At 63.7% G+C, this 15,110-nt stretch carries 13 protein-coding genes; 10 read left to right on the plus strand and 3 right to left on the minus strand.

Annotation, left to right across the window (positions count from 1 at the left end; genetic code table 11):
* Positions 1-120: 120 nt before the first annotated feature.
* A complete protein-coding gene (locus tag RS897_RS24340; protein WP_315838728.1) occupies positions 121-1,602 on the plus strand; it encodes an aldehyde dehydrogenase family protein in 1,482 nt (493 codons plus the stop codon).
* A 274-nt stretch (positions 1,603-1,876) separates the two neighbouring features.
* Here RS897_RS24340 and RS897_RS24345 read toward each other — a convergent pair whose 3' ends face one another.
* A complete protein-coding gene (locus RS897_RS24345; protein WP_315831274.1) occupies positions 1,877-2,806 on the minus strand; it encodes a LysR family transcriptional regulator in 930 nt (309 codons plus the stop codon).
* A gap of 210 nt (positions 2,807-3,016) precedes the next feature.
* Between RS897_RS24345 and RS897_RS24350 the strand changes: the two genes are divergently transcribed.
* Positions 3,017-3,610, plus strand: a complete 594-nt coding sequence (locus RS897_RS24350) for a hypothetical protein (RefSeq protein WP_315831275.1) — start codon at positions 3,017-3,019, stop codon at positions 3,608-3,610.
* 9 nt (positions 3,611-3,619) lie between these two features.
* Here the strand turns inward: RS897_RS24350 and eno are convergent, their stop codons facing one another.
* A complete protein-coding gene (eno, locus tag RS897_RS24355) occupies positions 3,620-4,915 on the minus strand; it encodes a phosphopyruvate hydratase (RefSeq protein WP_315831276.1) in 1,296 nt (431 codons plus the stop codon).
* Between the two features lie 195 nt (positions 4,916-5,110).
* On the opposite strand from eno, the gene RS897_RS24360 reads away from it, so the two are divergent.
* The 6 genes from RS897_RS24360 (at position 5,111) to RS897_RS24385 (ending at position 11,800) form a co-directional block, all read left to right on the plus strand.
* Positions 5,111-6,001, plus strand: coding sequence for a LysR substrate-binding domain-containing protein (locus RS897_RS24360; RefSeq protein ID WP_315831277.1), 891 nt, complete (start codon positions 5,111-5,113; stop codon positions 5,999-6,001).
* Positions 6,002-6,123: 122 nt separating this feature from the next.
* Positions 6,124-7,884, plus strand: a complete 1,761-nt coding sequence (locus tag RS897_RS24365; protein ID WP_315838729.1) for a cytochrome c biogenesis protein DipZ — start codon at positions 6,124-6,126, stop codon at positions 7,882-7,884.
* 367 nt (positions 7,885-8,251) lie between these two features.
* The gene (locus RS897_RS24370; RefSeq protein WP_407654291.1) at positions 8,252-9,097 is read left to right on the plus strand and encodes an ABC transporter ATP-binding protein; all 846 of its coding nucleotides are present in this window, start codon (positions 8,252-8,254) and stop codon (positions 9,095-9,097) included.
* A complete protein-coding gene (locus RS897_RS24375; protein WP_315831278.1) occupies positions 9,094-9,891 on the plus strand; it encodes an ABC transporter permease in 798 nt (265 codons plus the stop codon). Before RS897_RS24370 ends, RS897_RS24375 begins: the two co-directional genes overlap by 4 nt.
* A gap of 10 nt (positions 9,892-9,901) precedes the next feature.
* Entirely contained in the window at positions 9,902-10,669 is a 768-nt protein-coding gene (locus RS897_RS24380) for an ABC transporter permease (protein WP_315831279.1), read from the plus strand.
* A 165-nt stretch (positions 10,670-10,834) separates the two neighbouring features.
* Positions 10,835-11,800, plus strand: coding sequence for an ABC transporter substrate-binding protein (locus tag RS897_RS24385; RefSeq protein WP_315831280.1), 966 nt, complete (start codon positions 10,835-10,837; stop codon positions 11,798-11,800).
* A 357-nt stretch (positions 11,801-12,157) separates the two neighbouring features.
* Here RS897_RS24385 and RS897_RS24390 read toward each other — a convergent pair whose 3' ends face one another.
* The gene (locus RS897_RS24390) at positions 12,158-13,138 is read right to left on the minus strand and encodes a flavin reductase (RefSeq protein WP_315831281.1); all 981 of its coding nucleotides are present in this window, start codon (positions 13,136-13,138) and stop codon (positions 12,158-12,160) included.
* 316 nt (positions 13,139-13,454) lie between these two features.
* Between RS897_RS24390 and RS897_RS24395 the strand changes: the two genes are divergently transcribed.
* On the plus strand, positions 13,455-14,501 hold the full coding sequence (locus RS897_RS24395) for a 2,5-dihydroxypyridine 5,6-dioxygenase NicX family protein (RefSeq protein ID WP_315831282.1): 1,047 nt from the start codon (positions 13,455-13,457) through the stop codon (positions 14,499-14,501).
* A gap of 160 nt (positions 14,502-14,661) precedes the next feature.
* The gene (locus RS897_RS24400) at positions 14,662-15,096 is read left to right on the plus strand and encodes a MarR family winged helix-turn-helix transcriptional regulator (RefSeq protein ID WP_315831283.1); all 435 of its coding nucleotides are present in this window, start codon (positions 14,662-14,664) and stop codon (positions 15,094-15,096) included.
* Positions 15,097-15,110 lie beyond the last annotated feature (14 nt).

The following is a 15,110-nucleotide window of genomic DNA, read 5'->3' on the forward strand; positions in this document are numbered from 1 at the left end:
CCGGAGTTATGAATTTTATTTCATATGTTTGGGCCTGTCTCTGCGGCCATAGGCACATCATATCATATTTACACTGGTATATTTAATACACAAGATAGCGAAACAACCGGAGGAAATATGATGTCGATTGCATATGACTATCATAACACGACCACCACCGCCGCGATCCCGCACAAGCAGCTGCTGATCGATGGCCAGCATGTGGAGTCGGTGTCCGGGCGTTCCTTCAAGACGCTCAATCCCGCCACCGAACAGGTGATTGCGACGATCTCGGAAGGCAACGAGGTTGATGTCGATCGCGCCGTCGCCGCCGCCCGCCGCGCCTTCGAGGGCCCCTGGAGCACCATGCGCGCCGCCGAGCGCGGCCACATCCTGTTCAGGCTTGCGGACCTGATGAAGCAGCACGCCGATGAGCTGGCTGAACTGGAAAGCCGCGATGCCGGCAAGCCGATCGCCGCCGTGCTGCGCCAGGATCTGCCCTCGGCCATCGACACCCTCACATACTATGCGGGCTGGGCCGACAAGATTAGCGGCGACGTGGTGTCCACGCGCCCCGACGCGTTGACCTACACGGTGCGCGAACCGGTCGGCGTTGTTGCCGTCATCGTGCCCTGGAATTTCCCGCTGATGATTGGCATGTGGAAACTGGCGCCGGCGCTGGCCTGCGGTTGCACCATCGTGATGAAGCCGGCCGAACTGACCTCGCTCTCCGCGCTGCGTATCGGTGAACTGGCACTGGAGGCCGGCCTGCCGCCCGGCGTGCTCAACATCGTGCCGGGTCCGGGGCGCGTGGTCGGTGATGCGCTGGTCAATCATCCCGACGTGGACAAGGTCACCTTCACCGGCTCGCCCGGTGTCGGCCGCGGAATCCTGCGCGGCGCTGCCGGCAACTTCAAGCGGGTGTCGCTGGAGCTCGGCGGCAAGTCCGCCAACGTGATCTTCGACGATGCCAACCTCGACGCCGCCACCAAGGCCGCCGCCGCAGGCATCTTCTTCAACGCCGGCCAGGTCTGCTCCGCCGGCTCCCGCGTGCTGGCGCAGGAAGCCGTCTATGACGAGGTCGTGGAGCGGCTGACGGCGCGGGCCGAAGCGCTGCGGATCGGCGACACCGCCGACAAGGGCACTGCGCTCGGTCCGGTGATCTCCGAAAAGCAGATGAAGAGCATTCTCGACTATGTCGACATCGGCGAGAAGGAAGGCGCGACCCTGACCACCGGTGGCCGGCGTGTCGGCGATCGCGGCTACTACATCAGCCCGGCGGTGTTCGCCAATGTCGCGCACGAGATGCGGATCTCGCAGGAAGAAATCTTCGGCCCCGTGGTCAGCGTCATCAAATTCAGGGATGAAGCCGATGCGGCGCGGATCGCCAACGGCACCGCCTACAGCCTCGCCGCCGGCGTCTGGAGCCGCGACATCGGCCGCACGCAACGCTTCGTGAAGAAGGCCAACGCCGGCACGGTCTGGATCAACACCTACGGCTACACCGATGTGCGGCTGCCCTGGGGCGGCGCGCGCGATTCCGGCTTCGGCCGCGAACACGGCTCGCAGGCGCTGGAGACCTTCACCGAGCCGAAGTCGGTGTGGATGAACCTGAACGTGTGAGACGTCCACGCTCGACACGTGATTGCAACGCGGGCTCTCCAGCCCGCGTTCTTGCGTTGTGTTGGTTGCGAGCCATAGCGCGATGAGATGAAGTTCGATCGAAGTGATTCGTCATCCTGAGGTGGCCGTGCGCAGCACGGCCCTCGAAGGACGAAGGCCCATATATTAAACACCTTGGCCGTTCATCCTTCGAGGCTCGCTTCGCTTTGCACGCCTCGATGCCGAAACGGCAGCAGCCGAGAGCGCCCGTCTTCCGCGCACGCGGGCAGATGACCTACTGGAAAGCGGCGGCTTCCCGCTGCTCGCGTTCACCGAGCTCCCGCACGAGGTCCTGAAGGAACGATTCCATATAGGCGGGGAGGGTCCGCTCCGAGCGGACATAGACACCGAGATCGGACCAAACCGGGCTTCCCCCATTGTCGAGCGGCAGGAAGACCACGCGTCCCGCCTCCAACAGCCGCTCCAGGCCGATCTGGGTGTGGAACGAGACGCCGACGCCGCGTTCAGCCAGTTCGCGCATGAGGTCGATCGAGTTGGCCTGGATGGCCGGTTCGGTCGCCTGAGGAATTCGTGCGATGAGAGGCTGCAGCAACTGGTGAATGGACAGTTCCGGCAGCGCCAGAATGATCGGGAATGACAGGCACTGCGCCACGGTCACGGTCCGCTGCCGGGCCAGTGCATGGTCGACCGCGACGACGGCACCGAGCCGGAAGCGCTTGACGGCCACCTGGCGCAGATCCGGGCTATGCCGCAGCGCGATTGCCGCGCCGATGTCGGCATCGCCCCGCACCAGCACATCGTGGACTTCGAAGGAGCCCATGGTCCGGGTCATGAAGTTCACGCGTTTCGCCCGTTGCCGATGCGCCATGATCACGCCGGGAAGCAGCGATCCGGCAAGAGCCTCGATGCATGCAATCCGGATCGTGCCGCGCCAGGTACCGGAGAGGGACTGTACGTCCGTCCGGAAGCGATCATGGTCCTGGATGACGGTCATCACATGCCGGGCGAACATTTCGCCGACCGAGGTCAGCTTGAGCCCGCGAACCGTCCGCTCGAACAGCGGGGTCCCGATATCTTCCTCGAGCTTGAGGATCTGCCGGCTGACGGCCGAGGACGCGACGTTCAGGGTGCGGGCCGCGGCCCGAATGGAGCCGGTCCGGCGCACCGCATCGAAATAGTAAATGGCCGGCGCGTGAAATCGCATCGTCTCGACTGCCCCCGTTTGTCCGCTGACAGATATACCTGTTGCCGGATCGGCAGCAACCTGTCCGGAAATCTCTGCTCTTGAGAACGCCGCATTTCCACTAGGTTGGCGCCGTTCCTTCGGGGGTGGGCGGTTTATTCCGGCAGGTCGAGGCGGCGTTCCCGGCCCCGCGGACAGTGGTCTCTGCCGAGGTCTTTCGAGGTTTTTGACGTGAGCGAGAAACAGTCCGGGTCCAGTCCCGCCTTGTCCGACGAGTCGCGCAAGCCTCGACTTTTGAATCGCCGGTTGGCCGCAATCTATGTCGGGGTCACGATGGGCCGCTTCGAGCAGTTGGTCAGGGAGGATATCATCCCCGAGCCGATCGTCATCGATCGCAACCGTCTGTGGGACATCTGCCTGCTCGATCGGGCGATCGATGCGCTTCGGCAGCAGGACGATCTGCCGGTGAATGCTGCAGCGCTGCAGGCTGCGGCGTCGCCGCAGCCTCCGTGCGCGTCCGGACACGGGATGTCTGCCGTTTCGCATCCTCTGCCGGATCAGGCCTGGCTGCAAAACAGGTCCAGCCTGGTTTGCCGGGTGGGCAAATCCCTGCTCTCGCACTATGAAATCAATGTGCTCAGAGAGTTCAAGGTTCGAGGTTGCGACGAAATCAGCATGTTCGGATTCTACAGGACGTTCGAAGCGCTGATGGCCCGCGGCCTGGTGATGGAACTGTCGAGGCGCCAGCCATCGAGCCGTCCGCTCGTCACGTACAGGCTGACCGTGGAAGGTGCGAAAATCGTCGCGGCGATGAGGGGCAATTGACGCTTTCGCTCAGGTCGACCAGGAGGGCAGTGCGACGTTGAACGCGCTGCGTCCCGCATACACCGCATCGCGGCCCAGTTCGCGCTCGATCCGCATCAGCCGGTTGTATTTCGCGGTCCGATCGGAGCGCGACAGCGATCCCGTCTTGATCTGTCCGCAGTTGGTGGCAACGGCGAGATCGGCAACGGTCGTATCCTCCGTCTCGCCGGAGCGGTGCGACATCACCACGGTGTAGCCGGCCTTGTGAGCCCGCGCCACGGTCTCCAGCGATTCCGTTAGCGTCCCGATCTGGTTGACCTTGACCAGGATGGAGTTGGCGATGCCGTCGCGAATGCCTGCGTCGAGCAGGGCGGTGTTGGTGCAGAACACGTCGTCACCGGTGAGCTGGCAGCTCGCCCCGATTTTTTCGGTGACGAGTTTCCAGCCGGCGTGATCGGTTTCCGCCATCGGATCCTCGATCGAGCACACCGGGTACTGACGGACGATATCCATGAGGTAGCGGGTGTGCTGTTCGACCGATCGGATCAGGTTCTCGCCTCTGTAGTGATAGGCGCCGTCTTCGAAGAACTCGGATGATGCGGGATCGATCACGAGGGCGATGTCGCGTCCCGGCGTGTATCCCGCCTTGGCAATGGCCTCCATGATCAGGTTGATCGCCTCATGCGCGTTCCTGATGTTGGGGGCGAAACCGCCTTCGTCGCCGACATTGGTTTGATGGCCGGCACGCTTCAGTTCTGTCTTGAGCGTGTGGAACACCTCCGCGCCCATTCTGACGGACTCCGCGAAACTCGGCGCGCCGACTGGCATGATCATGAATTCCTGGAAATCCAGCGGATTGTCGGCATGGGCGCCGCCATTGATGATGTTCATGCCCGCCGCCGGCAGCCGCCGCGCATTGACACCGCCGAGGTAACGATACAGCGGCAAGCCCACCGATGCGGCCGCGGCCTTCGCCACCGCCAGCGAAACGCCGAGGATCGCATTCGCGCCGAGGCGGCTCTTGTTCGCCGTGCCGTCGAGCGCGATCATCGTCTGGTCGATGCTGTTTTGCGCCAGCGCATCCATGCCGCGCAAGGCGTCGCGGATCTCGGTGTTGACGGCACGGACCGCGCCCAGCACGCCCTTGCCAAGATACCGCTCGCCGCCATCGCGCCGCTCGTGGGCCTCGTGCGCGCCGGTCGAGGCGCCGGACGGGACGGCAGCGCACCCGCAGGCGCCATCATCGAGGATGACCTCGACCTCGATGGTCGGGTTGCCACGGCTGTCGAGGATTTCGCTGCCGAGGATGCTTCTGATTGCGGTCATGTGAGAGTCCTTGATGCGGGCGGGGGGATCGCATTTTGTGATTTTGATGCACAGTTGGCCGTGACGCCCCGGTGAGCGAGATTTCGTTCGCCAGGCCCCTAACGTCGATTTGGTGCACATCTAGGTTGTTGGCGCGAAACCTGATATCGAGTTCGGCTGCCATATCTGTGAATAATACTCACAAAAGAGCTTTGGATGCCCCGCCGCCTGCCGCCGCTCTCCACCCTGAAGGCCTTCGAGGCCACCGCGCGTCTCGGCTCGGTGACCCGCGCGGCTGACGAACTCGGGCGCACCCATGGTGCGATCAGCCGGCAGATCCGGGCGTTGCAAGACCATGCAGGTCTCCCCTTGTTCGAAAAAGCCGGCACCGGCCTGCGCCTGAATCCACAGGGCGAAACGCTGCTGCAGGTGGTTGGCCATGCGCTCGATCAGCTGGAGCAGGGATGGCAGCAGGTGCTGGATGAGGCGCGTGGGCCGAGTGTGCATGTCGCCTGCAGCGCCACCTTCGCGATGCGCTGGCTGGTGCCGCATCTGCCCGGCTTCTACCGCCGGCATCCGCAGGTGCGCGTGCGTTTGTCGATGACATCGGCGCGTGACATCAGGCACCAGGGCGCCGATCTGGTTCTGGCCTGGGACCGCCTGTCGTATCCCGAACGCGATCAGGCGCGCGCCATCCGCATTGCCGATGTGGCGTTTGGTCCGGTGTGCGCATCGCGGTATCCGGCCGCGGTCAAGCGCAAGCGCCTGACATGTCCGGCCCGGATTACCCACGAGCACACCTCGCGGGCCTGGACGGTGTGGCAGGACAACAGCGGCCTTCAGGTGACCCACAAGAAAGAGCTGAGTTTTCCGCACACCCATCTGTGCATCGAAGCCGCGCTGTCCGGCCTCGGCGTGGCGCTGGTCGAACGGCGCATGGTGGTCGACGATCTGGCTGCAGGCAGGCTCGTTGCGCCCTGCGGCTTCATTTCGTTCGCCGATGGTCTTGCGGTGGTGCCGGCGTCCGAACGGGCGTCGTCGCCGGCGGCACGGGCCTTCATGGCATGGATTGCGGACGAGCTGTCGGAGCAGGGGCGTCGGCCCTGAACATCGGATCTATGTCCTTCACATGCGCGTGACGGGCGTTATTTCCGTAACGAAATAACGCCTGATACCGTAGGTGTTGGCGCGGCGTGACAGCCGGCGTTCTTCGGGAGACCATCGTCGCCATGATTCTGTTCCTGCTGGCCTATCTCGGTGGCGTGCTCACCATCGTCAGCCCCTGCATCCTGCCGGTCCTGCCCTTCGTGTTTGCGCGGGCCGATCGTCCCTTCATGCGCAGCGGCCTGCCGATGCTGGTCGGCATGGCGCTGACATTCGCTGTCGTCGCGACGCTTGCCGCTGTTGCCGGCGGCTGGGCGGTGGCTGCCAACCAGTATGGCCGTTTCGCCGCCATCGCGCTGCTCGCGGTGTTCGGCATCACGCTGCTGTTTCCGGAGATCTCCGATCGGCTGAGCCGGCCGCTTGTTGCGCTCGGTGGCCGGCTGTCGCAATCGGCGGATCAGGGCTCTGGCCAAGGCGCGAGTGTCTTGCCGTCGCTGCTTCTTGGTGTCGCGACCGGCCTGTTGTGGGCGCCGTGCGCCGGACCGGTGCTCGGGCTGATCCTGACCGGAGCGGCCCTGCAGGGTGCCAACGTCCAGACCACGCTACTGCTGGCGGCGTATGCCGCGGGCGCGGCCACGTCGCTCGCGCTGGCGTTGCTTGTCGGCGGCCGCGTGTTTGCGGCGATGAAACGCTCGCTGGGTGTCGGCGCGTGGGTTCGCCGCGGTCTCGGCGCGGCCGTGCTTGCTGCTGTGGTGGCGATCGCAATGGGCCTCGATACCGGCTTCCTCACCCAGGTTTCGCTCGCCAGCACCAGCTCTCTCGAACAGAACCTGCTGGACCGGTTTCACTCCGCCAACGCTCAGCGCCCGTCGCCAGTGGCCATGACGGGTAAACCGGCAGTGCCGGGGCAGGCGGAACCCCTGCCGATCGAGGGACAATTGCCTCCGCTCGACGGCGCGGTGCAGTGGCTGAACTCGCCGCCGCTGTCGGCACAGGGGTTGAGAGGCAAGGTGGTCCTGGTCGACTTCTGGACCTACTCCTGCATCAATTGCATCCGCGCGATTCCCTATGTCCGGGCCTGGGCCGAGAAATACAGGGATCAGGGCCTGGTGGTGATCGGCGTGCACGCGCCTGAGTTTGCCTTCGAGAAGAACATCGACAACGTCAAAAAGGCCGTCACCGATCTGAAGCTCACCTATCCGGTGGCCGTCGACAACGACTATGCGATCTGGCGCGCCTTCGACAACATGTACTGGCCGGCGCATTACTTCATCGATGCAAAGGGCAACATCCGGCATCATCATTTCGGCGAAGGCGAGTATGAGGAATCCGAACGGGTGATCCAGCAGCTGCTTGCCGAGGCCGGCCGCGCCGTGCCGTCGACGGGTTTGGTCGCCGTCAAGGCGTCGGGGGCCGAGGCCGCCACCGACCTCAGCGCGGTCGGTTCACCGGAAACCTACATCGGTTACGAGCGCGCGGAAAATTTCGTCTCGCCCGGCGACGTCGTGCGCGACGCCAGCCATCGTTATGAGCCGGGGCAGCCGCAGCTCAATCAATGGAGCCTGTCGGGTGAGTGGACGCGCGGCAGCGAACATGCCTCCCTTGATCAGGCCGGCGGCGGCATCGTCTATCGCTTCCGTGCCCGCGACCTCCATCTGGTGCTCGGCCCCGGCGCAGACGACAAGCCGGTCCGTTTCCGTGTCACCATCGACGGCCGCGCGCCTGGCGCCGATCATGGCGCCGACACCGATGCCGACGGCCAGGGGACGATCACGGGGCAGCGGCTCTATCAGCTGATCCGGCAGCAGGGGCCGATCGGCGAGCGCACCTTCGAGATTCGTTTCCTTGATCCGGGTGCGCAGGCTTTCGCCTTTACATTCGGCTGAAGGCGGTAATCTCGATGGCGCAATTCGAGCGGGGGCCGGTGCATTGCTCCGGTCCTCTCGATATGACAATGTTGCGCCGCGTCGCGCGGGGTAAGGCGTTGTTCGCGTGCGCAAGATCGCCTTTCAGTCTTGCTCTGAAGGCTGTCGGGGGAATGGTATCGGGAAGAACGGTCCGCGACGCGAGGGCCGAGCGAAAGATCCGGAATGCTGCTCAAAATGCCGTCGTCCCGCTGGGCAACCCGCGTTAATTTTAATCTTAAAATAATTTCGGATCTGCGCTACAGTCCATCCGATGTGAGCGTGAATCCCGGGTGGTGAGCATGCTGGAATTGCAACTCAGGGTGTCCATTAAGCTGGAGAGCCGCGCATGAGGCCGGTGCCGCTGCGCCAGGCTGTTCCGACCGGGCCGGACGCAAGTTCCGCGGCCGCGCCCGCGATGATCGAGATCGCCGGCGTTTCGCAGACCTTCGAGACATCCGGCCGCGCAAGCCATCTTGCGCTGTCCGATATCTCGCTGTCGATTGCGGACGGCGCGTTCGTGTCCATTCTCGGGCCGTCCGGCTGCGGCAAATCCACGTTGCTCTATATCGTCGGCGGCTTCGTCAAGCCGAGTCTCGGCACTGTGAAGGTCAAGGACAAGCTGATCACGGGACCGGGTCCGGACCGTGGCCCGGTATTCCAGGAGTTCGCGCTGTTCCCGTGGAAGACCGTGCTCGGCAACGTCACGTATGGCCTGCGCCAGCAGGGCGTGGCCAAGGCGGAGGCCGAGGCGCGGGGCAAGAAGCTGATCGAGATGGTCGGCCTGAAGGGTTATGAAGCGTTCTATCCCAAGGAGCTGTCCGGCGGCATGAAGCAGCGGGTCGCGATCGCGCGCACGCTCGCCTACAATCCCGCTGTTTTGCTGATGGACGAGCCGTTCGGCGCGCTTGATGCCCACACCCGCACCCGGCTGCAGAACGACCTGCTCAACATCTGGGAGCGCGACCGCAAGACGGTGCTGTTCGTCACCCATGCGGTCGACGAGGCGGTGTTCCTCTCCGACAAGGTGATCGTGATGACGCGTTCGCCGGGACGGATTAAAGAGATCGTCGACATCGACCTGCCGCGGCCGCGCCGCCGCGCCGAACTGCTGCTCGACGCGCGTTACCAGAAATACGTGGTCGATATCGAGAAGCTGATCGACGACGGTCCGGAAGACGAGTTGCATTCATGAGCCGTGCGACCGAGACGCGGCGGATCTGGACCGCGCGTCTTGCGCCGCTGGCGGCCTGTGTCGGATTGCTGGTGGTGTGGCAGCTGGGATCGCTGACCCTGCGCACCGACAGCGTTCCGTCGGCCCTTGAGGCGCTTCGCGCCGTCCCCGGCATCCTGACCGACCGCGAGTCGTTGCTCAATATCGCCGATTCGATCCGCCGCATGATGATCGGGCTTGGGCTCGCCGTCATCGTTGCGATCCCGCTGGGGCTGATGATGGGCCGCAGCCGTGCGGTGGCTGCGTTCTTCAATCCGCTGCTGATGGTGATCTATCCGGTGCCGAAGGCGGCGTTGATGCCGATCATCATGCTGTGGCTCGGCGTCGGCGATCTCTCCAAGACTCTGGTGATCTTTCTCGCGGTTACGCTGCCGGTGATCTATCACAGCTTCCAGGGCGCCAGGGCGGTGGAAGAAAAAATGATCTGGTCAGGCGCCGCGATGGGCCTGTCGGCCTTCCAGCGCATGCTGCGCGTGGTGCTGCCGGCGGCGCTGCCGGAAATCCTCACCGGTTGCCGCACGGGTCTCGTGCTGGCGCTGATCACCATGGTCACCAGCGAGATGATCGCGCGCAAGTCGGGGGCGGGGAACATCCTGTTCAACGCGCTCGACATGGGCCAGTACGACACGGTGTTCGCCATGATCATCATCATCGGCGCGCTTGGCATCATTTTCGATGCCGCGTTCGACAAGCTGCGCCGGGCGCTGGTGTCCTGGTCCGAACCGCAGCAAGACATTCCATTGAGTTTCACATGATGTGCTTCACATGAAGAGCCTCGCCATCCCCAGGGAGATCGCGCTCGGGATCGTGCCGATCCTGCTGCTGCTCGGCGTCTGGCAGGCGATCGTGAGCTTTGGTTATGCGCCGCCGGCGCTGCTGCCGCCGCCGACTCTGGTGTTCACCCGGCTGGCGCAACAGCTCGGCGGCAGTGATTTCCTCAGCCAGGGCAGCGCGACATTGCTGCGGCTGTTTGTCGGTTTCTCCATTGCGGTGATTTTTGGGGTCGGCATCGGGCTCGCGGCGGCGGTCAACCGCAGCGTCGGCGCGGTGGTGCGCCCGATCGTGCGGGTGCTGGCGCCGGTGCCCAAAGTGGCGCTCTATCCGGCGTTGCTGTTGCTGCTCGGCTTCGACCATGCCTCGAAGATCGCGCTGGTCGCCGCCGACGCTGTGTTTCCCATCCTGCTGTCGACCTTCTACGGCGCCTCGATGGTCGAGCAGAAACTGATCTGGTCGGCGCTCGCGGCCGGCACGCCGCCGCGCCAGATCCTCTACAAGGTGGTGCTGCCGGCGGCGATGCCGTCGATCCTGACCGGCTGCCGCATCGGCCTCGTGATCTCCTGCATCGTGGTGTTCCTGGCAGAGATGATCTCCTCGACCGATGGCCTCGGCTACCTGCTGGTGCGCTCGGCGCGCAGCTTCCAGACCGTTGACATGTTCGTGCCGCTGATCTCGATCTCGCTGCTGGGCTTGACGCTCAATGGCCTGCTGTACGGCGTGCGCAAGGTGCTGCTGCGTGGCTTTCCCGACGCGTGAGGCGGTTGCATCAAACGTGACCTGAACGTGCGCAAAAAAAGCAGGTTGCCGGGTCATTTGAAGCGTGAAACACTTGCGAACAAGTGCGCATCGTCAATCAAAGCGCGCACAATATTATTCCATGTTGGGGGACTGAGCATGCGTCAGACATTGAAGCGTCAGACAATGAAACGGATTTTGATCGCGGGATGTGCGGCGGCGGCCGTGCTCGGTGCGACCTCGGCGTTCGCGCAGCAGACCATTCGCGTCGGCTGGACCATTCCGGCGGAAGAGTCGAAATACTGGATGATGAAACGTCCGGATCAATTCCCCGATTTGGGCAAGAAGTACAACATCGAGTGGACCCAGTTTCAGGGCACCTCGCCGATGACCCAGGCGCTTGCCGCCGGCGCGCTGGATTGCGCCACCCAGGGCGTGCTGTCGCTCGCCAACGGCACCGTCAATGGCGGCCTCAAGGCGTACATCGTCGCCCAGCATGTCTATGAGAAGCCCGGCGGGTTCTCGGTCTATTGGGCGGTGAAGGACGATTCCCCGATCAAGACCATCGCCGATCTCAAGGGCAAGACGGTCGGCATCTCCGTGCTCGGCGGCGGCACCTATGGCCCGTTCGCCATGCTGCTGAAGAAGAACGGCGTCGACCCGGAGAAGGACATCAAGCTGGTCGAGGTCGGCTTTGCGGTATCGGAAGATGCGCTGCGCCAGGGCCGGGTCGACGCGGTCAACATGAACCAGCCGTTCGCGGCGCGGGCCGAAGCCAAGGGCGGCACTCGCAAGCTGTTCTCGCTGTCGGACGTGATGCCGAACATCGTGCAGATCGCCGAAGCTTGCCGCGCGGATTTCGTCGAGAAGAATCCCGATCTGGTGAAGGCCTATGTGGCCGACATTACCCGCGCCATGAAGATGGCGCTGGCCAATCGCGAGGAAACGCTGAAGGTCGTCAACGAAGTCATGAAGGCGCCGATCCCGGTGCTGGAGACGTATTTGTTGAAAGACAACGACTTCGCCCGCGATCCGGTGGCGGCGCCGAACTTCGAGGCGATCCAGAAGATGCTGGATATCTATGCCGAAACCGGCATGCTGCCGAAGCTGAACGTGGCGCAATTCAAGGGACCGATCACCGCGCCGCAGTAATGGCGCAGGCTTGTAGCCCGGATGAGCGCAGCGATATCCGGGATCCTTGTTGTGCATTTATCCCGGATGTCGCTTCGCTCATCCGGGCTACAGATACCAATCGCGCCACGATCATTTTCCTTTGTCGTTGCCGGGCTTGTCCTCCGCGACTTCGGCTTTGCCGAAGTCGCGGAAACAACCCCGCTTAGAGCGTTTTCGAGCGAAGTGGATACCGGTTCGCGTGAAGAAAACGCGTCAAAACAAAAAGCTAGAGCCTCTGTTGTGATTCAACCAGAACGGAAAAGGCTCTAGGTGGGCAGTGCGTCCCTGATCGGGGTTGCCGGGACAAGCCCGGCAACGACAGAAAAAGCACTGATTCTAATCCTTCTCCGCCGCCTGGGTATCGATCAACAAATCCAGCGCATACTTGATCACCGCACGCTCGTCGTCGGAGAAGCGCTTCAGCAACTCCGCCTCGTGCGCTTTCGCCGCGCGCAGCACCGGCTTCACCAAAGCGCGTCCCTTCGGCGTCAGATGGATCGGCGTACGCCTTCGGTCGTCGTCGCTGCTGCTGCGCTCCACCAGGCCATCCGCCTCCATGCGGTCGAGCACCTTGGTCAGCCGCGGCTGTTTCATCAGCGCCATGGCGGCGAGTTCGCCGACCGGCAGGCCCTCCACATCCATCAGGCAGGCCAGCACCCGCCATTCCGGAACCGAGAGGTTCCAGGTCTTCAGCTTGGCGTGGAATTCGTTGGAGACGATGAAGCTGGCGCGCGCCAGCAGATAAGCGAGATAGGTCCGCGCGAAACTGTTGCTGCGCAGCGCCGGCGTACGGCGCGCGGCCTCGATCCGGCGCAGTACACCGGAGTGAAACAGCAGCGGATCGTGCGAACGCTCCACCAGCCGCACCACTTCGCCGACCAGGATGGTGTGGTCGCCGCCTTCATAACGCGCCCATGTCCGGCATTCGAGGATGGGGGCAAGGTCGGTGAGCAGCGGCGCGCCGGTGATGCCCGGTGCATGTGTGATGCCGGCAAATTTGTCCGGGCCGCGGCCGGCAAAGCGCATCGCCAGCTCCTGGTGGTCGGCACCGAGGAAGTGAATGGCGAAGCCGGACGCGGCCACGAACGCATCATGGCTCGGCGCGGACTTCGCGGCGCTCCACAGCACCAGCGGCGGCTCCAGCGATACCGATGAGAACGAGTTGGCGGTCATGCCGATACGGCGATCGCCATGCGCGGCCGTGACGATGGTGACGCCGGTCGGGAATTGTCCCAGCGCCTGGCGAAACGTCTTGGTGTCCAGCGGCGCGACCGCCGAGGCTGGCGCGACATCGTCCCTGATCGATTTGACAGCCAAGCCCACCTCGCGTCGGGTTGAAACTTGTTGAGTGTGTCGCGCCTCACTGCACCCACTATAGTCATCACCGGACTTGTCCCGGTGATCTCGCTTAGGGGCGCAATGCGTCCCTGATCGGGGTTGTTTCCGCGACTTCGGCAAAGCCGAAGTCGCTGAGGACAAGCCCGGCAACGACAATGATAAGGAGCAGGGAGGCCGTATCCTTTAACTCTAAAAATATTCCTTTTCATATAACACGGATGGTCTTAGGCTCCAACGTCAAATTGGTGGCGGAAGCTTATAAGCTTTGAAAACACCGACACGAGAGGAGGGTGCGATGCTGGCGGACCGGATCGAGGCGAAGTGGATCGACGCCTTCTGCGAGATTTTCGAACGCTGCGCCGTCAAGCCCGGCGACACCGCCGCCATTCTGTCCGAGACCCAGTCGCGCGCCCTCAATGTGCAGTTGGCCGAACTGGCGCTGCTGCGGATGGGCGCCAGGCCGTTCCACATCGTGCTGCCGACCCCGCGCAACAAGCAGGTGGTGCCGATCCGCTCCACCGGCGCCAGCGAAGCCATCCAGCGGCTCGGGCCGGTGGTCACGGCTCTGCAGCAGGCGGGCTTTGTGGTCGACTGCACCATCGAAGGCCTGATGCATGCGCCGGAGACACCGGATATTCTCAAAGCCGGCGCGCGCATTCTCGTCATCTCCAACGAGCACCCGGAAGCGCTGGAGCGCATGGTGCCGGATCTCAATCTCGAGAAGCGCGTCAAGGCCGCCGCGAAGATGCTGCGCGGCACCAAGCGCATGCGCGTGACGTCCGCGGCGGGCAGTGATCTCGACGTCAACATGGAAGGCGCCGCCACCGTCGGCGTCTGGGGCTGGACCGATCGTCCCGGCACGCTGGCGCACTGGCCCGGCGGCATCGTGGTCAGCTTCCCGAAAAGCGGCACCATCAACGGCACGCTGGTGATGGCGCCCGGCGACATCAATCTCACCTTCAAGCGTTATCTCACGTCGCCCATTCACCTGACCCTGAAGGACGACTACATCGTCGACCTCAAAGGCGAGGGCGCGGACGCGGCAATGATGCGCTCCTATCTGGCCGCCTGGGGCGATCGCGAGGCCTATGCGGTGTCGCATGTCGGCTGGGGCATGAACCCCGGCGCGCGCTATGAGGCGCTGACCATGTACGACCAGCGCGACACCAACGGCACCGAGCTGCGCGCGGTCCCCGGCAATTTCCTGTTCTCCACCGGCGCCAACGAATTCGCCGGACGTTACACCGCCGGCCATTTCGATCTGCCGATGATGGGCACCACCATCGCGCTTGACGGCGTTGTCGTGATCAAGGACGGCGTGGTGCAGGACGTGTTCGGGTAACCAGGCTCCCTTCCGCCAGCAATCTTTTCGATCGCCAGGACAAGCCGCGAGATTCGAGGTCTCACCTGATCCTGCGCCGGATCTTGCGACCGTGCGGCTCTGCGAGCCAGCGCGCCGGGATCGCTGGCGCTGATGCAGCGAATATGTTTTGCTGTCGGGCATGACCGAGCCGACCAAAGACCAAGTCGAACAACTTACTCAGGCTTTCGGGCGGTTCACGCGTCGATTCAAGGTTGCCGAAGCGGTTGCCGCTGCCGACAACGCTCTCAACGCGTTGGACGCCCAGACGCTGGTGTTCATCGGCGACAATCCCGGCTGCGGCATGAGCGACGTCGCCCGACATCTCAATGTGGCACTGACAACGATGTCCTCCGCCGTCGACCGACTCGTTCGGAAGGATCTGGTCGAGCGGCGTCGGCCCGACGATGACCGGCGATCGGTGGCGCTGACCGCAACGGCCAAGGGGCGACAGGTCGTGGAAGATCAGATCGCCGGTTATCGGGAAACCTGCCGCACCATGCTGCGCGCGCTCGACCGTCGGGAACAAGCCGAGTTGATCCGGTTGACTGAAAAGATCGCCGAGTCCGAGTCTTGAATAATACGAAAATC

This window comes from Bradyrhizobium prioriisuperbiae, assembly GCF_032397745.1.
Classification (GTDB): Bacteria; Pseudomonadota; Alphaproteobacteria; order Rhizobiales; family Xanthobacteraceae; genus Bradyrhizobium_A; species Bradyrhizobium_A prioriisuperbiae.